This is a genomic window from Pseudomonas corni (assembly GCF_057128765.1).
In genome coordinates this window covers 329,095-346,155 of sequence record NZ_JBSKHW010000002.1, presented here as the reverse complement: position 1 = coordinate 346,155, position 17,061 = coordinate 329,095, and the positions used below count along the sequence as shown (strand labels likewise).

The following is a 17,061-nucleotide window of genomic DNA, read 5'->3' as shown; positions in this document are numbered from 1 at the left end:
CGCCTCGCGAATGAATTCGCTCCTACAGGAATCAGATTCCAGTGCTGACCCCCCCAATTCAAAGCCCTGCTATCAACTCCCGATAATCCGTCACCGCTTCAAACTCCTCAGTGTTCTTGGGCCCTTTGCGGCTGTCCGGCTCGCTCACCGCTAATAGATGCCTGACGCCATAACGTCCCGCGCTGCGCAGGATCGGCAGGGTGTCGTCGATGAACAGGCTGCGTGCCGGGTCGAAATCGATTTCAGCGTGCAATGCATCCCAGAATTGCGGGTTTTCCTTTGGGAAACCGTAGTCGTGAGAGCTGATCAGGCGCTCGAAGTAGGGCGCAAGTTCGATCCGCTCCATCTTCAGCGACAGCGAATCGCGATGGGCATTGGTGATCATGATCACGCGCTTGCCTGCATGTTGCAGCGCGGCAAGAAAGGTTTCGGCATCAGGGCGCAGGGCAATCAAATGAGCAATCTCAACTTTCAGCTCACGCACTGAAAGCTTAAGTTCGCTGCTCCAAAAGTCAGTGCAGTACCAGTTCAGCGTGCCAGCGTTTTTCTCGAACAGCGGCAGCAACTCCATTTCGGCCATGGCCCGGCTGACCCCGTGCAGTTCGGCGTAGCGCTGGGGCAAATGCTCAAGCCAGAAGTGATTATCGAAGTGCAGGTCGAGCAGCGTGCCGTCCATGTCCAGCAGAACGGTGTCGATGTCGCGCCAGGGTAAAGAGGGCATGTAAATCTCTCGGCGGTGAAGAAGTACGTCGGCAGATCCGACAAAGACATTCCCAAAAGCCACGGTATAGTACTCCGTCCACGCCAAGGAGCTTGTCATGCGCCAGAAACCCACCGTATTAGCCCGCGAAATCGTCGCCAGCAGCCGCCTGTTCCGTGTTGAAGAAGTGCAGTTGCGCTTTTCCAATGGCGTTGAACGCGTCTATGAACGTTTGGTCGGGCGTGGCAACGGTTACGGCGCAGTGATGATCGTGGCGATGCTCGATGAAGAGCATGCCGTGTTGATTGAAGAGTATTGCGGCGGCACCGACGAATATGAACTGTCCCTGCCCAAAGGTCTGATCGAGCCGGGCGAAGACATTTTGGCGGCGGCTAACCGAGAGCTTAAAGAGGAAGCAGGCTTTGGCGCGCATCAGCTTGAACTGCTCACTGAGCTGTCTTTGTCTCCGGGCTACATGAGTCAGAAAATCCAGGTGGTGCTGGCCACCGATCTGTATCCAGAAACACTGCCGGGCGATGAGCCCGAGCCGATGCGTGTGGACAAAGTGAATCTGCGCGAGCTGTCGAGCCTGATCGAGCATCCTCAGTTTTCGGAAGGTCGGGCTTTGGCGGCGTTGTATCTCGTACGCGACCTGCTGACCCAGCGTGGGATATTCCAGCCATGACCAATGCGTTCGCGCACTTGCCGCATCCGTTGTTGGCTCCGGTTGTCGATCTTTGCCGCCGGGCGGGCGAAGCCACGCTGCCGTTCTGGCGTAATGGCGTTGAAGTCACCGCCAAGTCCGACAATTCCCCCGTCACGGCGGCAGATCTGGCCGCGCATCATGTGTTGATCGACGGCCTGAAAGCGCTGGCGCCGGACATTCACATTCTCTCCGAAGAAGACGCCGACATCCCCTTGAGCGAACGCTCGAGTTGGGATCGTTGGTGGTTGGTAGATCCGCTGGACGGCACCAAGGAGTTCATCGCTGGCAGCGAAGAGTTCACCGTCAACGTGGCGCTGATCGAGAAAGGTCGGGTGGTGTTCGGCGTAGTGTCGATGCCGACCAATGATCGCTGTTATTTCGGCGGACAAGGACTCGGCGCCTGGCGCAGTGAAGCTCCCGGGCAGCTGGCGCCCATTGGCGTGCGCAACGAACCTGCTGCGGGCGAGACGTTTACCGTAGTTGCCAGCCGCCGTCATTCCAGCCCTGAGCAGGAGAAGCTGCTGGCCGGGTTGTCTTCGGCGGTCGGGCAATTGCAACTGACCAACATCGGTAGCTCGCTGAAGTTTTGCCTGTTGGCCGAAGGCGCCGCCGATTGTTACCCGCGTCTGGCGCCTACGTCGCAGTGGGACACGGCGGCCGCTCAAGGTGTGCTGGAAGGCGCGGGCGGCGTGGTGCTGGATCTGAGCGGAAACGTGTTTGCCTATCCGGCGCGCGAGTCGTTGCTCAACGGCTTTTTCCTGGCCCTGCCTGCCAAAGCCCCGTGGCGTAATGCCCTGCTGGCGTTAGCTAAGACGTAGATCCTGTAAGTGCGAACTTGTTCGCGAGGCGCCCCGGCTGATGCACCACGTAAGCCTCATCGCCAACAAGTTGGCTCCTACAGGAAAGATGCGATTTTACCGATGAAGCACAAACTGCCCGCTGAACGTAACGGCTGACTCATCTGAGTCCTGCGCCACGATCCGCGTATCCAGTGCCAGACGCGCCCGTCCCCGTCGCTCGTACATCTTCAAAAACCGATCCCATGTCGCCTCATCCGGCGCATCGCAGATCGCCACGGCATCTGTTTTTACCGGCAACGGATAGCTGATCTGTCCTTCCTGAATCACGATATGACCGTCGTCGATGCCGGCCTCCTTGAGCCGCACATGCAGCCAGCCCCAGCCCGCCAGTACTGCGCCGCAATACAGACTGCCGCCGAACAGCGTGCTTTTGTGGTTCACATTCGGCGCAAGTGGCAGGTGCAGACGCAACGTCTGGTCATGCCAGCTCAGTACTTTCACTCCCATGTCGCGGGTCAGCGGAATGTCGCGATGCAGCACCGCTTCCAGCGCTTCGGCCTGGGCGAAATCGCCGTCACCTTCAGAAGGATTCACCCCATCACTCGCCGTCATCGTGACCCCCTCCGCTGAAGGTCAGCCCGTGTTTGCGCAGTTTGTCGTGCAGGGTTTTGCGCGGTAGCCCAAGTGATTCGGCCAGGCTGCGCACCGAACTGTGGGGGCGCGATAATTCGGCCGCGATCAGTGAACGTTCAAAACTTTCCACCTGCTCGCTCAGCCCCCCACCAGTGCTTGGCAGATCCGGTTGCTGGTTGCCTTCGAGTTCCAGCTCCAGACCGAGGGCGAAACGCTCGGCTGCGTTTTGCAGCTCTCGCACGTTGCCGGGCCACGTGTGACGCAGCAATAGCGCGCGATGGCCCGGCTGCAGCTCGTGGCGCGGCAATCCATGACGCAAACTAGCGGCATCGGCGAAGTGCTGGAAGAGCACCAGCGGATCTTCGCCACGCTCGCGCAAGGGCGGAATACGCAGCGGTGCAACGTTGAGCCGGTAATACAGGTCGGCACGGAAACGGCCTTGGTCTGCGGCGTGACGGAGGTCTTCCTTGGTGGCGGCAATAACTCGGATATCCAGCGCAATCTGCTGGTTGCCGCCCAGTCGTTCCACCACCCGCTCTTGCAACAGGCGCAGCAGCTTGACCTGCACGTCCATGCTCATGCTTTCGATTTCGTCGAGAAACAGCGTGCCGCCGTTGGCGAATTCGAACTTGCCGATCCGCCGTTTTTGCGCACCGGTAAACGCTCCGGGCTCATGGCCGAACAGCTCGCTTTCCACTACTGATTCGGCTAGGGCACCAGCGTTGATGGCTACAAACGGCCCGTTTCGGCGGTTGGACAAATCATGTAGCGCCCTTGCGACCACTTCCTTGCCAGCCCCGGTTTCGCCAAGTATCAGTACGTCGGCTTTGGTCGCGGCGAGCGCGCCGATCTGGTCGCGCAGGCGTTGAATCGGCGCTGAAAACCCGACTAGCCGATTGCTCAACTGCTGGCGGTCACTGAGTGCCAGCCGCAAGCTGCGGTTGTCCAGTACCAGACGACGCAAGGCGAGGGCGCGACGTACGCTGTCAAGCAATGCGTCGCTGGCAAACGGCTTTTCGAGAAAGTCATACGCACCAGCGCGCATGGCTTGAACGGCGAGCGGGACATCGCCATGGCCGGTGATCAGCAGGACCGGCAAATCGGGATCCTGCGCGTGTAGTTGTTTGAGCAGTTCCAGACCATCAATGCCCGGCATCCGGATATCGCTGACGATAACGCCGGGCCAGTCGCGCTCGATGCGTGCGGGCAAACCCTGGGCATCGCTCAGGGGCAGGATTTTCAATCCGGCAAGATCCAGCGTCTGGCTCAGCGCCTGGCGCAGATGCGGGTCGTCGTCGATCAGCACAACCTGAATCCGGCTGTCGATGGCGGTGTCCGTACTCATGCAGATAAGTCCTCTGACGGTTGTAGGTTGACGCCCGAAGCACCGGCGCGCATGCGCAGCGTCAGCAATGCGCCGCCGTCTGGATGATTGGCGAACAGCAACTCGCCGCCCAGCGCGCGCATCAGCGTATCGCAGATCGCAAGCCCCAGGCCAAGGCCCTGAGTGCGGGTCTTGGTGGTGAAAAATGGCTCGCGGGCGCGCTCCAGTGCTTCTTTGGAAAACCCAGGGCCATTGTCGCGAATGTACAGATTGATGCCATCTTCGATGCGCTCGGCACTGATCCACAGCTTGCGCGGTGGGCCTTTTTCGGTGAGCGCATCCAGCGCGTTTGCCAGCAGATTGCCGAGCACTTGTCGCAGCCGGGTTTCCCCTGCCTGCACCCATAAGGTGGCGGCGGGCAGGTCGCGGATCAGCTCGACTTCCATACCCCGGCGACGCTTGGCCAGCAGCGCCAGTGCATCGTCCAGCGCCGGTTGCAGGGCCACGCTTTCCGGCGCATGACGGTCGCGGCGGGCGAAGGCGCGCAGGTGGGCAATGATTGAAGCCATGCGCCCGGTCAGCTCGCTGATCAGCTTGAGGTTGCCGCGTGCGTCTTCGGTGCGCTCGTGATCGAGCAGTACTTCAGCGTTCTCGGCGTAGCTGCGAATCGCCGCCAGCGGTTGATTGAGTTCGTGGCTGATGCTGGCCGACATGGTGCCCAGCGCCGACAACTTGCTGGCCTGCACCAGCTCATCCTGCGCCCTGAACAACTCCTGTTGTGCGTGCTCTCGCTCCAGCACTTCCTGACGCAGCCGACCGTTGGCGCCTTCCAGGTCACTGGTGCGCTCGATCACACGAATTTCCAGCTCGCGCCGGGCCTTGGCCTCGAAGGCGATGCGGTCCAGATAGTGACGCCGCCGCTGCATCATGATGCCCAGTAACAGCATCAACACCAGCAATGTCGCGCCACCCACGGCGACCACGGTGCGCACTGGCCGTGAGACCAACATTCGAGGTGCCAGGATATTCACGCTCCAGCCGGTTTCACCGATTTGCTGGGTCTGAGTCAGCCAGCTCTGTTCGTCGAGCAGAAGTGGGCGTGGATCGCGGGTGGGGTAGGGCTGATTGGCGACGATGGCCTGCTTTTCCTCGTCGCTCAAGGGCCGTGTGGCGCGGAATCGCCAGTTGGGGTTGGAGGTCAGGATGACGACGCCGTTATGGTCGGTGACCAGCAATTGCTCGGGGGTTTTGCCCCACAGCGTTTCGGTATGGTCCAGATCGACCTTGACCACCAGCGCGCCGAGCACGTTGTCGCCATCGCGCACTGCAGCGCCGAAAAAGTAGCCGCGCTTGGCGGACGTGGTCCCCAGCCCGAAGAAGCGCCCGAGGCGCCCGGCCATGGCATCGCTGAAGTAGGGGCGGAAGGCAAAATTGCGTCCGACGAAGCTGTCGCGCTTGTCCCAGTTGGAGGCCGCGAGCGTGTCGCCGTTGGGGGCCATCAGGTACATGACTTCGGCGCCGGTTTGCTGCGCTGTCGTCATCAGCAGCCGGTTGGCAGCGTCTTGTGCCTGTTTGTCTTGTGGATTGGCGAGGGCGGCGCGCAGGGCGGGGATGTCACCGAGGATCTGCGGCATGACCTCGTAACGATGCAGGGTGCCCAGCAGGTTGGCGACGTAGAGGTCCAGGGTCTGACGATTCTGGCTCAGCAGCTCGTTGCGGTAGTAGCGCTCGGCGAGGTGTTCCAGCGGCCACAGCAGCGGCGCGAGAATCAGCGCCAGCAAGGCGAGACTGCGCCAGCGAGGGCGGCGTGGGAGGGTTGCGGTGTTCATCGTTGCGCGTACGCCGATTGATTCGTCGGTGTCTGCACCTACGTCTTCGCGGACAGGTCCGCTCCCACAGAATTTACGCAATCAATGTGGGAGCGGACCAGTCCACGAACGAGCGCGAAGCGGTCGCAAACAGGTGGGCCCTTTGTCGTCGGGCAGTCACCGCATTATGCCTACCGCTGCTGCGCTAAGCACTCCAGCAATGCGTCGTGCCAGTCCGGCTGGCTGACGCCCCATTCGCGCTGCAGCAGGCTGCAATCCAGCCGGGAGTTGAGCGGGCGCGCCGCAGGGGTTGGGAACGCACTGGACGGAATCGGCTCAAGCGTCGCGCAGGGTTTGCCCTGTTCGATCAACTGTTGACCAATCGCCTGCGCGAAGCCGAACCAGGAAGTCTCACCGCTGGCAGTCAAGTGATAAACACCCCAGGCGCCAGCATCACCGTTTTGCCAGCGCTCGATCAATTGCCGAGTGCTCTGGGCAATGGTGCCGGCCCAGGTCGGTGCGCCAATCTGGTCAGCCACAATCGTGAGTTTTTCGCGTTCCTGCAGCAGGCGCTGCATGGTCAGCAAAAAGTTACGACCCACTAGCGAATACACCCAACTGGTGCGCAGGATCAGGTGCTGCCCGCCGACGGCTGCAATGGCCTGCTCGCCTGCAAGCTTGCTGCTGCCATAAACACCGAGCGGATTGGTCGCGTCCGACTCGATCCACGGCCCGTTCTTGCTGCCGTCGAACACGTAGTCAGTGGAATAATGAATCAGCGGAATACCCAGCGCGGCGGCTTCTTCGGCCAGCACGCCTGGGGCGATACCGTTGATGGCCAGCGCCAGTTCCGGTTCACTTTCGGCCTGATCCACAGCCGTGTGCGCCGCCGGGTTAATAATCAGGTCCGGCTTGATGTCTCGCACTTTGGCGCGAAGCGACTCCGGCTGGCTAAGGTCGAACTGGTCGCGGCCCAGCACGATCAGTTCGCCCATGCCCTTCGAGCTCTGCTGCAACGCCTGAGACACCTGGCCGTGCTGGCCGCTGATCAGGATGCGCAGCGGTTTTGCCTGCGCGCTCATGGAAACACGTCCGCGTCTTTGAAACGCTTGCCGTCCTGATCCTTGGCGGACAGTTTGGGCGCTTCACTCAACCCCCAATCGATCGCCAGATCCTCGTCATCCCAACGGATGCAGCGCTCGGCGGAAGGCGTGTAGTAATCGGTGGTCTTGTACAGGAATTCAGCGTGCTCGCTCAAAACAACAAAACCGTGTGCAAAGCCAGGCGGCACCCACAACTGCCGAGCATTTTGCGCCGACAGATGCACGCCGACCCAGCGGCCGAACGTCGGTGAGCTGCGACGAATGTCGACCGCCACGTCGAACACCTCGCCCACGGTGACGCGTACCAGTTTGCCCTGCGCGTGCTCGACCTGATAATGCAGGCCGCGCAGCACGCCTTGTTGCGAGCGTGAGTGGTTGTCCTGGACGAACTGCGCAGTCACGCCGGTTGCCTCGGCGAAGGCTTTGGCGTTGAAGCTTTCATAGAAGAAACCACGCTCATCACCGAACACTTTCGGCTCGATGATGAGGACTTCAGGCACTTCGCAAGCGGTGACTTTCACTGACTTTCCCCTGCCACTTTGAACAGATACTGACCGTAGCCGGTTTTGCCGAAGTAATCGGCGCGGCTGAGCAGATAGTCCTTGTCGATCCAGCCGTTTTGAAAGGCGATCTCTTCAAGGCACGCCACTTTCAAGCCTTGGCGATGCTCGATGGTCTGCACGTACTGCGACGCTTCCAGCAGGCTGTCATGGGTGCCGGTGTCAAGCCAGGCAAAGCCACGACCGAAGCGCTCGACACGCAGATCACCGCGTTGCAGGTAAGCATTGTTGACGTCGGTGATCTCCAGTTCGCCTCGAGGCGACGGCTTGACGTTTTTGGCGATCTGCACGACTTCGTTGTCGTAGAAATACAGCCCGGTCACGGCGTAGCTGGATTTCGGTGCCTTGGGCTTCTCTTCGATGGACAGCGCTTGCCCGCTCTCGTCGAAATCCACCACGCCGAAGCGTTCCGGGTCTTTGACCCAGTAGCCGAATACCGTGGCGCCGGATTTCTGATCGTTGGCGCGCTTGAGCTGATCGCTGAAATGCTGGCCGTGGAAGATGTTGTCACCCAGGATCAGGCATACCGAATCATCGCCGATGAACTCTTCACCGATCAAAAACGCCTGCGCCAGGCCATCTGGCTTAGGTTGTTCGGCGTAGTGGAAGTTGACGCCGAACTGGCTGCCGTCGCCCAGCAAAGCGCGATATTGCGGCAGGTCCAGCGGAGTGGAAATCACCAGGATTTCCTTGATTCCCGCCAGCATCAGCACCGAGATCGGGTAGTAGATCATCGGCTTGTCGTAGATCGGCAGCAGTTGCTTGGAAACCCCAAGAGTAATGGGGTGCAGGCGCGTGCCCGAGCCGCCTGCCAGTACGATTCCTTTGGTCATGCGATCAAGTCCTTAAGTGAGGTGCCCAGGCGTTCGCCCTGATAACTGCCGTCTTGTACGTTGCGGCACCACTCGAGATTGTCGAGGTACCACTGCACGGTTTTGCGCAGGCCTGATTCGAAGGTTTCTTCCGGCGTCCAGCCCAGGTCGTGTTCGATCTTGCGGGCGTCGATCGCATAGCGCATGTCGTGGCCAGGGCGATCGGTGACGTAGGTGATCAGGTCGGCGTAGTTGTCGACGCCTTTGCGTTGCTCCGGCGCGAGCTCTTCAAGCAGCGCGCAGATGCCTTTCACCACGTCGATGTTTTTCTGCTCGTTGTGGCCGCCAATGTTGTAGGTCTCGCCAACAACGCCTTTGGTGACCACTTCGAGCAACGCCCGGGCGTGGTCTTCAACGAACAGCCAGTCGCGCACTTGCAGACCGTTGCCATACACAGGCAGTTTTTTACCGGCAAGAGCGTTAAGGATCACCAGCGGGATCAGCTTCTCGGGGAAGTGGAACGGGCCGTAGTTGTTCGAGCAGTTGGTCACGACCACCGGCAGTCCGTAGGTGCGATGCCAGGCGCGGACCAAATGGTCGGACGCAGCCTTGCTCGCGGAGTAAGGCGAGCTGGGCGCGTAAGGCGTGGTTTCAGTGAACAGATCGTCTACGCCATGCAGATCGCCGTACACCTCGTCCGTGGAAATATGGTGGAACCGGAACGAGGCCTGCTCGGCTTCAGGCAGGCTCGACCAATAGCTGCGCGTGGCTTCCAGCAAACTGTAAGTGCCGACGATGTTGGTCTGAATGAATTCAGATGGGCCATCGATTGAGCGGTCAACGTGGGACTCAGCGGCCAGATGCATGATCGCCTGGGGCTGGAACCGTGCAAGCACTTTGCTGACGGCATCTTGATCGACGATGTCCGCTTGCACAAACTCGTAACGGGTGCTGGTTACGATGCTTTGCAGCGATTCCAGGTTGCCCGCGTAAGTCAGCTTGTCGAAGTTCAGTACATCGTGATCAGTGTTGTTAATGAGATGGCGGATCAGCGCTGAGCCAATAAATCCCGCACCGCCGGTGACAAGTATTCGCATGGGTGGACCTTCTTCCCTGGATAGACGTAAAGATAATGAAGCACAGCTTGTGGGGCGACGCGACCTTGCGCAAGGCAGAACTGGCCTGCGGGCCATGAAATTAATTGATTGCGGGTCAACAAGAGCGCCATAAAACCGCCGCAAGTGTTTCACGCGGCTAACGGCTACGCTAAATACTGTCTCCAAAAGCTGATTCTGAAACCGCAAAGTCCCGTATTTGCCTGATGCTCTGGCAACGGGAGAAAAGATCCGTTCATCGCCGCCAATGAGAAATATGTATGCCACTCGATACCCTGATCCGTCGATCCAGTCTGCCGTGTCCCGTCATCAGCATCGGGCAGGCCGCCGAGTGGCTGGCGACCTACTACGGCCTGACGGGCAGGCTCAAGGAGTTGGGCAGTCATCAGGATCGTAACTTTCTGGTCGAGAGCGAAGACGCTTCGGGTGATAAACGGCGCTACGTTTTGAAAATATGTCACGGCGCGTATTCGATCGACGAACTCGCCGCCCAGCATGCAGCGCTGCGACATCTGGCTCAGGCTTCACAGGTCAGAGTGCCTGCGGTCATCGCAGCCAAAAACGGCGAAGACCTGCTGACACTTCAGGCGCAGGGCGACGCTGTGCACGTTCGATTGCTGGAGTTCATCGACGGCCAGTCCATTGCTCATGTCGCTCATCTCAGCCGCGATGTCGTAGTGGCGCTGGCCGAGTTGTGCGCCGAGGTCGATGTCGCGCTGGCAGGTTTTGAGCACCCGGGCCTTGATCGCATCCTGCAATGGGACCCGCGTCACGCCAGTGCATTGATCAAACATCTGTTGCCAGTCATCGAGAATGCAGACGAGCGCGCGTGCATTAGCGACGCCGCCGAACAGGCGCATGCCCGTTTGCTGCCTTTGATCGGAGCGCTGCCCGTGCAGGCGATCCATCTGGACATCACCGAATACAACGTCGTGTGGGCCAGAGATGCCCATCGCCAGTGGCAGCTTCAGGGGCTGATCGATTTCGGCGATCTGGTCAAAACCTGGCGCATCGCTGACCTGTCCGTCACGTGCGCCGCGTTGTTGCATCACGCCGATGGCGATCCTCTTTATTTGCTGCCAGCGATTCGCGCCTATCACGCCATCAATCCGCTGCAACGCGAAGAATGTCAGGCGTTATGGCCGTTGATCGTGGCCCGCTCGGCCGTGTTGGTTTTGAGCAGCGAGCAGCAGGCCAGCATCGAGCCCGACAATGCTTACATCCAGGAGAACCTGGCCAGTGAGTGGAATATTTTCGACGTCGCGACATCTGTGCCAATGCCATTGATGGAGGCAGCGATTCTGCAGGCGGTGGGTTTGCTGGAGTCGGCGGATAGCTTTCCTGTCAGTTCGCCTTTGCTGCCGACGTTGAGCGAACAGACATTTACAGTGGTGGATCTGGGCGTGCTCAGCGAGCACTTTGTGGCCGGGAACTGGAATCAGAGCGGTATCGATGAGCGTTTGCTCCAGCACGCTGCGCACGCAACCGGCCTGGCTTGCAGTCGCTACGGTGAGTATCGACTGTCGCGCACTCAGCCTGACTGTGCCACTGAGCCCGACACCCTTGCTCTTCACGTTGAGCTGCACATCACTGACGCTACTGCGGTTCATGCGCCGTTTGACGGTGTGTTGAGCCACACGGCGGATGCCGCATTGGTATTGGTCGGCGATTACGGGGTACTCAGGCTTTGGGGCGTCAGATCAGACTTTGAATCGGGCACGTGCTTAAGTGCTGGCGACGTCATCGGGCAGGGCGCGGGCTCGCTGATTATCCAGGTGTGCCGAGACCCGCAGCTCAGTCCGCCGTTATTTGTTACTCCTTCCTGGGCACCGGTCTGGCGGGCGTTATGTCCGTCGCCCAAAGCCATGCTGGTGTTTGATTGCGACGCGCCCGCGCTCGATGATTCGGCGCAGTTGCTGGCTCGCCGCGATGCCAGTTTTGCGCGCTCGCAAAAGCACTATTACGCGGCGCCCCCTCATATCGAGCGCGGCTGGCGCAATCACCTGATCGACATGCAGGGCCGCTCCTATCTGGACATGCTCAACAACGTGGCGGTGCTGGGTCATGGGCATCCGCGCATGGCTGAGGTCGCCAGTCGACAGTGGTCGCTGCTCAATACCAACTCGCGCTTTCATTACGCGGCGATTGCCGAATTCTCCGAGCGGCTGTTGCAACTGGCGCCGACAGGCATGGACCGAGTGTTTCTGGTTAACAGCGGCACCGAAGCCAACGATCTGGCCATTCGGCTGGCGTGGGCCTACAGCGGCGGGCGCGATATCTTGAGCGTGCTGGAGGCGTATCACGGTTGGTCTGTGGCGACCGACGCCATTTCCACGTCGATTGCCGACAACCCGCAAGCGTTGAGCACACGGCCTGACTGGGTGCATCCGGTGACGGCGCCGAACACCTATCGCGGCGAGTTTCGTGGGCCGGAAAGTGCGGCGGAATATGCCCGCAGCGTCGAGGCCCATCTGGCAACACTGGCTGAGCAGCAGCGTCAGGTCGCGGGCTTTATCTGTGAGCCGGTGTATGGCAATGCGGGCGGGATTTCTTTACCGCCGGGCTATTTAAAACAGGTCTATCAGCGGGTCCGCGCGCAAGGCGGCGTGTGCATCGCTGACGAAGTGCAGGTCGGATATGGCCGTTTGGGGGAGTATTTCTGGGGTTTCGAAGAGCAGGGCGTGGTGCCGGACATCATCACCATGGCCAAAGGCATGGGTAACGGGCATCCGCTGGGTGCTGTGATCACCCGGCGGGAAATTGCCGAGGCGCTGGAAGCTGAGGGTTATTTCTTCTCGTCGTCGGGAGGCAGCCCGGTCAGTTGTCGTATCGGCATGGCGGTGCTCGATGTCATGGAAGAAGAGCGGTTGTGGGAAAACGCCAGGGTCGTGGGCGGTTATTTCAAAGAGCGACTGCTGGCGCTGATCGACAAACATCCGCTGGTGGGCGCGGTACATGGCAGCGGATTTTACCTGGGCGTCGAATTGGTCCGGAATCGCGAGACGCTGCAACCGGCGACCGAAGAAACCACTTACCTGTGTGATCGTTTGCGTGAACTGGGTATTTTCATGCAGCCCACGGGGGACTTCCTGAACATCCTCAAGATCAAACCGCCGATGGTGACGACGCGACAGAGCGTGGACTTCTTTGTCGATCATGTGTCGAAGGTGTTGGGCGAGTTGGAGTAGGTTCATGAGACCTGTGAGCCCTCTGAGAACTCTGAGCCTGTGAGCCTGTGAGCCTGTGAGCCTGTGAGACCTGTGGGAGCGGACCTGTCCGCGAAGACGGTGGTACATCCAGCGCATCTTCGGCAGCCGGACGTATGTATTCGCGGACGGGTCCGCTCCCACTAGGCAGGCCGTATTTCAGATTAATATCGGCTCCATCCCCAGTTATTTTTGTTCGCGGAGATTTTTGCTGTTTTATTACCGATTTCTATCGGCTATAAAGCTTCCCTGATTTCACGGCATGACAATGCCCAAGACCGTCCACCGGAGTCCTGATACCCATGACGACACTCAACAGCACGCCGCGCGCCGATGGCTTCTACATGCCTGCCGAGTGGGCGCCGCAGACGCAAACCTGGATGGTCTGGCCTGAGCGTCCGGACAACTGGCGTCTAGGCGGCAAGCCGGTGCAGACCGCCCACGTTGCTGTAGCCAAGGCCATTGCGCGTTTCGAGCCGGTGACCGTTGCTGTATCGGCCGGGCAATACGATAACGCCCGGGCGCGCCTGGACGTGCCAAACATTCGCGTCGTCGAAATCAGCAATAACGACGCCTGGGTGCGCGACACCGGCCCGACCTTCGTCATCAATGACAGCGGCGAAGTGCGCGGCGTGAATTGGGGGTTCAACGCTTGGGGCGGTTTTGACGGCGGCCTGTATGCGCCTTGGAATCTTGATGAGCAACTCGGCGGCAAGGTGCTGGAAATCGAGCGTTGCCCGCGTTACGTGACCGAAGGCTTCGTTCTGGAAGGCGGTTCGATTCACGTCGACGGCGAAGGCACGCTGATTACCACCGAAGAATGCCTGCTCAATCGCAATCGCAATCCGCATCTGTCCCGCGAAGAGATCGAAGCGGTGTTGCGCGATCACCTGTCGGTGGAAAAAATCATCTGGTTGCCGGACGGCCTGTTCAACGACGAAACCGACGGCCATGTGGATAACTTCTGCTGCTACGTGCGCCCCGGCGAAGTGCTGCTGGCATGGACCGATGATCCGCAAGACCCCAATTTCCCCCGTTGCCAGGCGGCGATGGCTGTTCTGGAAAATACCCGCGACGCCAAAGGACGGCCAATCATCGTGCACAAGATGCCGATCCCGGGACCCTTGTTCGCTACCGAGGAAGAATGCGCAGGCGTCGATCAAGTGCACGGCAGCCAGGAACGCAACCCATCGGTGCGTCTGGCGGGTTCCTACGTGAACTTCCTGATCGTCAACGGCGGCATCATTGCCCCCAGTTTCGACGATCCGCTGGACCAGGTCGCCCACGACCTCCTTCAGCAATTGTTCCCGGAGCATGAGGTGGTGATGGTCCCAGGCCGCGAGTTACTGCTCGGCGGCGGCAATATTCACTGCCTGACCCAGCAACAACCGGCGCCTCATCGCGGCTGAGTTGGTTCAGTTCTTGCTGTCATCAAGCCCATCAGACGATGGGCTTTTTTTTGCCTGACTATTCATGCGGATCTGCGAAAGATTCGATCACGGGTGGCTTAACACCCGCTTGATTCGTTCGTCTGTCACAAAAGCTCCGTAGATTTTGCAGTCCAAAGACGTATTGAGGTTGTCACCTATGAACGCAGGTTATGAGCCGCGAATGGCTCGAGGTTTGTCTGCGAGCAATGAAGCACGGCAGATGATGGCGGACTGGTTACGGATAACCCGAGCGCCCAAAATTGACGCGCCTGACTACCGCACGATGCTGCTTCAGCGCTACCCCAAAGGATTGATCAACGACGCCGAACTAGAGGCGTTACTGGGCGTTCTTTACAACTGATTCCCTGTCGCTTCTGCATGGGGTGAGCGTGCGGAATCAGTTCGTCACTCATCGAATTGACACCCTGCGCCAGTGCCGGATAGGATTCGCGCCTTCACTGCCCCGTGGCTAAACGCCATATACGTGCATCAGTAGTCCACTGCGATGATTTCGTGCGGGCTTTCGAGGCTGTCTATGCTCGAGAGACGCAATTACCTGTCTGGGTATTTGCCGCGGCGCATGATCAATCCGCTGACAAGGACAACAAGATGAACACACGTATCGGCATGCTCGCCCTGAGCATCATGGCTGTGACGACCGCTACCCAGGCATTCGCCGACGGGCAGGCGGACGCAAAAGGCTTCGTGGAAGACAGCAGCCTCAAGCTGCGCCTGCGTAACGCCTACATCAGCCGCGATTACAAAGACGGTCGCGACGACAAGGCCGAGTGGGGCCAGGCTTTCATGGCCAACTACGCTTCGGGTTTCACCCAGGGCACTGTCGGTTTCGGCGTTGACGCATTCGGCCTTTACGCTAAGCGACTGGACGGCGGCAAGGGCAAAAGTGGCGCGGGCGGCATCGACTTCTTCCGCAAGGGCGAAGACGGTACCGGCGATGCAGCCGATGACCTGTCGCGTTTCGGCGGTGCGGTCAAAGCGCGTATTTCCAACACCGAACTCAAATACGGCGACATGATGCCGGAGCTGCCGGTTCTCAGTTACGACAATTCGCGTCTGCTGCCTGAGTCGTACACCGGCACCATGATCACTTCCAAAGAGATCAAGGGCCTGGAACTGGTTGCTGGCCGCTTCACCGCGCAAACCCGCAAGAGCGCTCAGGGCCGCGACAGCGGTGATGTCAAAAGCATCAACGTCTACGGCGGCAGCTACAAATTCAACGAAGCGTTCAGCGCCGCGTTCTACGGTTCCGACGTTGAAGACGTGCTGAAAAAGCAGTACCTGAATCTGAACTACGTGTTAGCGATGCCGAAAGACCAGTCGCTGACTTTCGACTTCAACGGCTACAAGACCAAGCTGGAGAAGGATTTTGCGGTCGACGACGCCCGTGACAACAAGATCTGGAGCCTGGCCGCGACTTGGGCAGTGGGTATCCATTCCTTCACCATCGCGCATCAGCGCAGCACTGGCGAAACCGGCTACAACTACGGCGGCTACCGCAACGACGGTGGCTTTGGCGATGGCGGCAACAGCATCTATCTTGCCAACTCGTACTGGTCCGACTTCAACGGCAAGGACGAGCGCTCCTGGCAGCTGGGCTATGGCGTGAACCTGTCGACTGTCGTCACACCTGGCCTGAGCTATCGGATCGCCTACGTGCGCGGCGACAACATCGACGACGGCAGCAACCGTGGCGATGGCGACGAGCACGAACTGTTCAGTCAGTTGACCTACGTCGTCCAAAGCGGCCCGGCAAAAGATTTGTCCGTGCGTCTGCGTAACTCGATCCTGAAAGTGTCGAACAACGCCAGCAACTACAACGCCGAAGGCAACGAAACCCGCATCTTCGTCGACTACCCGATCAACGTCTTCTGAGTTGAGCGGCCAATAAAAAACGCCTCGGTCTTTGGATCGGGGCGTTTTTGTTTGGGTCAATTGATGGCGCTATGGCGCGTCGGGTTTATCCAGATCCGAGAACTGATTAATCCGAATGGCATGATCTGGAAACTGCGCAGTCATTATCAGCTCACCTCCCATGGCTTCGACAAACCGCCTGACTGTGCTGATGTACATGTCCGTACGTTTTTCCATTTTGGCGACGCTACCCTGGCTGACGTGTAGCAACTGCGCCAGTGACTCCTGAGACAGGACCCGTGCCCTACGCAGCTCAGCGAGGTCCATCTCAGCACTGAGCACCTCCGCTTTCGCTTTCGCGCGGGCTTGTGATTCGGGCGACATCTTTTCGCGCAATGACGAGAATCTCTCTCTGGTCATGGGGTTTGTCCTTTTTCATTTTCCAGTTCAGCAATGTGAACGTCATAGAGCCGATCGGCCTGAGGGAGGGCAGTTTCATAAAACCGGTTGTCACCAGTCTTGTCGCCGCCGATCAGCAAGATCGCCGTACGCGTGGGGTCGAACGCATAAAAAATCCGGATTGGCCTTCCCTGACTTTGCACCCTGAGTTCTCTCATATGGCTGTGTCTCGAACCGAGTATGGAACTGCAGAAAGGAAACCCAAGCTGCGGTCCTCTTTGCTCAAGCAAATGCACGTAAGTATCGATATCTTCCTGCGTGGTCTGATGGAGCAACGCCCACCACTCTCCAAACTCATCTGTAAATTCAACATCCCATGTCATCCTATATATTCCCTTGAGTGCATATTTACTGTGATCAACCGCTGACGTCAAATCCTAGGCAAGGAATCATCAGACGGAACGCAGCTTGCTTCTTTAAAGGCAAATCTTGAATGACTCAGCTTCAGTCATTTGTTAGCTGGATTTTCCGCTCTTGGTTCGTGGGTGTGCTGGCAAGTGCGTAAGCAACCTCGTACCCTTGATTCATTCCAA

The 17,061-nt window shown here is 59.1% G+C and carries 16 protein-coding genes; 6 read left to right on the top strand and 10 right to left on the bottom strand.

Features of this window, described 5'->3' with window-relative positions:
* Positions 1 to 58: 58 nt before the first annotated feature.
* The gene (yrfG, locus tag ACWKV9_RS05235) at positions 59 to 721 is read right to left on the bottom strand and encodes a GMP/IMP nucleotidase (RefSeq protein ID WP_483835027.1); all 663 of its coding nucleotides are present in this window, start codon (positions 719 to 721) and stop codon (positions 59 to 61) included.
* Positions 722 to 818: 97 nt separating this feature from the next.
* Here yrfG and nudE point away from each other — a divergent pair, with 97 nt between their 5' ends.
* Both nudE and cysQ read left to right on the top strand, forming a co-directional pair.
* Entirely contained in the window at positions 819 to 1,385 is a 567-nt protein-coding gene (gene nudE, locus ACWKV9_RS05230) for an ADP compounds hydrolase NudE (RefSeq protein WP_483835026.1), read from the top strand.
* Positions 1,382 to 2,224 (top strand): 3'(2'),5'-bisphosphate nucleotidase CysQ, encoded by an 843-nt coding sequence (cysQ, locus tag ACWKV9_RS05225; RefSeq protein WP_483835025.1) that lies wholly within the window; start codon positions 1,382 to 1,384, stop codon positions 2,222 to 2,224. The genes nudE and cysQ overlap by 4 nt, the downstream gene beginning before the upstream one ends.
* Before the next feature lie 96 nt (positions 2,225 to 2,320).
* Here cysQ and ACWKV9_RS05220 read toward each other — a convergent pair whose 3' ends face one another.
* The 7 genes from ACWKV9_RS05220 to rfbB all read right to left on the bottom strand — a co-directional run bounded on the left by ACWKV9_RS05220 (position 2,321) and on the right by rfbB (position 9,543).
* Positions 2,321 to 2,818 carry a YiiD C-terminal domain-containing protein gene (locus tag ACWKV9_RS05220; RefSeq protein ID WP_483835024.1) on the bottom strand — a complete coding sequence of 166 codons (498 nt, stop codon included), beginning with the start codon at positions 2,816 to 2,818 and terminating at the stop codon, positions 2,321 to 2,323.
* On the bottom strand, positions 2,805 to 4,184 hold the full coding sequence (locus ACWKV9_RS05215; RefSeq protein ID WP_483835023.1) for a sigma-54-dependent transcriptional regulator: 1,380 nt from the start codon (positions 4,182 to 4,184) through the stop codon (positions 2,805 to 2,807). Before ACWKV9_RS05215 ends, ACWKV9_RS05220 begins: the two co-directional genes overlap by 14 nt.
* Entirely contained in the window at positions 4,181 to 5,992 is a 1,812-nt protein-coding gene (locus ACWKV9_RS05210) for a sensor histidine kinase (protein WP_483835022.1), read from the bottom strand. Before ACWKV9_RS05210 ends, ACWKV9_RS05215 begins: the two co-directional genes overlap by 4 nt.
* A 170-nt stretch (positions 5,993 to 6,162) precedes the next feature.
* A complete protein-coding gene (rfbD, locus tag ACWKV9_RS05205; RefSeq protein ID WP_483835021.1) occupies positions 6,163 to 7,053 on the bottom strand; it encodes a dTDP-4-dehydrorhamnose reductase in 891 nt (296 codons plus the stop codon).
* Entirely contained in the window at positions 7,050 to 7,595 is a 546-nt protein-coding gene (rfbC, locus tag ACWKV9_RS05200; RefSeq protein ID WP_483835020.1) for a dTDP-4-dehydrorhamnose 3,5-epimerase, read from the bottom strand. Before rfbC ends, rfbD begins: the two co-directional genes overlap by 4 nt.
* A complete protein-coding gene (rfbA, locus tag ACWKV9_RS05195; RefSeq protein WP_483835019.1) occupies positions 7,592 to 8,467 on the bottom strand; it encodes a glucose-1-phosphate thymidylyltransferase RfbA in 876 nt (291 codons plus the stop codon). Before rfbA ends, rfbC begins: the two co-directional genes overlap by 4 nt.
* Positions 8,464 to 9,543 carry a dTDP-glucose 4,6-dehydratase gene (rfbB, locus tag ACWKV9_RS05190; RefSeq protein ID WP_483835018.1) on the bottom strand — a complete coding sequence of 360 codons (1,080 nt, stop codon included), beginning with the start codon at positions 9,541 to 9,543 and terminating at the stop codon, positions 8,464 to 8,466. Before rfbB ends, rfbA begins: the two co-directional genes overlap by 4 nt.
* A gap of 278 nt (positions 9,544 to 9,821) precedes the next feature.
* Here rfbB and ACWKV9_RS05185 point away from each other — a divergent pair, with 278 nt between their 5' ends.
* From ACWKV9_RS05185 to ACWKV9_RS05170, 4 genes are all read left to right on the top strand, one after another.
* The gene (locus tag ACWKV9_RS05185) at positions 9,822 to 12,749 is read left to right on the top strand and encodes an aminotransferase (protein WP_483835017.1); all 2,928 of its coding nucleotides are present in this window, start codon (positions 9,822 to 9,824) and stop codon (positions 12,747 to 12,749) included.
* A gap of 320 nt (positions 12,750 to 13,069) precedes the next feature.
* Positions 13,070 to 14,176, top strand: coding sequence for an agmatine deiminase (aguA, locus tag ACWKV9_RS05180; RefSeq protein WP_483835016.1), 1,107 nt, complete (start codon positions 13,070 to 13,072; stop codon positions 14,174 to 14,176).
* Positions 14,177 to 14,378: 202 nt separating this feature from the next.
* Positions 14,379 to 14,558, top strand: coding sequence for a hypothetical protein (locus ACWKV9_RS05175; protein ID WP_483835015.1), 180 nt, complete (start codon positions 14,379 to 14,381; stop codon positions 14,556 to 14,558).
* Positions 14,559 to 14,806: 248 nt separating this feature from the next.
* Positions 14,807 to 16,090 (top strand): OprD family porin, encoded by a 1,284-nt coding sequence (locus ACWKV9_RS05170; protein WP_483835014.1) that lies wholly within the window; start codon positions 14,807 to 14,809, stop codon positions 16,088 to 16,090.
* 69 nt (positions 16,091 to 16,159) lie between these two features.
* Here the strand turns inward: ACWKV9_RS05170 and ACWKV9_RS05165 are convergent, their stop codons facing one another.
* Both ACWKV9_RS05165 and ACWKV9_RS05160 read right to left on the bottom strand, forming a co-directional pair.
* Positions 16,160 to 16,489 carry an XRE family transcriptional regulator gene (locus ACWKV9_RS05165; protein ID WP_483835013.1) on the bottom strand — a complete coding sequence of 110 codons (330 nt, stop codon included), beginning with the start codon at positions 16,487 to 16,489 and terminating at the stop codon, positions 16,160 to 16,162.
* On the bottom strand, positions 16,486 to 16,851 hold the full coding sequence (locus ACWKV9_RS05160) for a type II toxin-antitoxin system RelE/ParE family toxin (RefSeq protein ID WP_483835012.1): 366 nt from the start codon (positions 16,849 to 16,851) through the stop codon (positions 16,486 to 16,488). The genes ACWKV9_RS05165 and ACWKV9_RS05160 overlap by 4 nt, the downstream gene beginning before the upstream one ends.
* Between the last annotated feature and the right edge of the window lie 210 nt (positions 16,852 to 17,061).

Coding starts and splice junctions, on each gene's coding strand:
- yrfG (WP_483835027.1), bottom strand. CDS start 721: ATGCCCTCTTTACCCTGGCGCGACATCGACACCGTTCTGCTGGACATG.
- nudE (WP_483835026.1), top strand. CDS start 819: ATGCGCCAGAAACCCACCGTATTAGCCCGCGAAATCGTCGCCAGCAGC.
- cysQ (WP_483835025.1), top strand. CDS start 1,382: ATGACCAATGCGTTCGCGCACTTGCCGCATCCGTTGTTGGCTCCGGTT.
- ACWKV9_RS05220 (WP_483835024.1), bottom strand. CDS start 2,818: ATGACGGCGAGTGATGGGGTGAATCCTTCTGAAGGTGACGGCGATTTC.
- ACWKV9_RS05215 (WP_483835023.1), bottom strand. CDS start 4,184: ATGAGTACGGACACCGCCATCGACAGCCGGATTCAGGTTGTGCTGATC.
- ACWKV9_RS05210 (WP_483835022.1), bottom strand. CDS start 5,992: ATGAACACCGCAACCCTCCCACGCCGCCCTCGCTGGCGCAGTCTCGCC.
- rfbD (WP_483835021.1), bottom strand. CDS start 7,053: ATGAGCGCGCAGGCAAAACCGCTGCGCATCCTGATCAGCGGCCAGCAC.
- rfbA (WP_483835019.1), bottom strand. CDS start 8,467: ATGACCAAAGGAATCGTACTGGCAGGCGGCTCGGGCACGCGCCTGCAC.
- rfbB (WP_483835018.1), bottom strand. CDS start 9,543: ATGCGAATACTTGTCACCGGCGGTGCGGGATTTATTGGCTCAGCGCTG.
- ACWKV9_RS05185 (WP_483835017.1), top strand. CDS start 9,822: ATGCCACTCGATACCCTGATCCGTCGATCCAGTCTGCCGTGTCCCGTC.
- aguA (WP_483835016.1), top strand. CDS start 13,070: ATGACGACACTCAACAGCACGCCGCGCGCCGATGGCTTCTACATGCCT.
- ACWKV9_RS05175 (WP_483835015.1), top strand. CDS start 14,379: ATGGCTCGAGGTTTGTCTGCGAGCAATGAAGCACGGCAGATGATGGCG.
- ACWKV9_RS05170 (WP_483835014.1), top strand. CDS start 14,807: ATGAACACACGTATCGGCATGCTCGCCCTGAGCATCATGGCTGTGACG.
- ACWKV9_RS05165 (WP_483835013.1), bottom strand. CDS start 16,489: ATGACCAGAGAGAGATTCTCGTCATTGCGCGAAAAGATGTCGCCCGAA.
- ACWKV9_RS05160 (WP_483835012.1), bottom strand. CDS start 16,851: ATGACATGGGATGTTGAATTTACAGATGAGTTTGGAGAGTGGTGGGCG.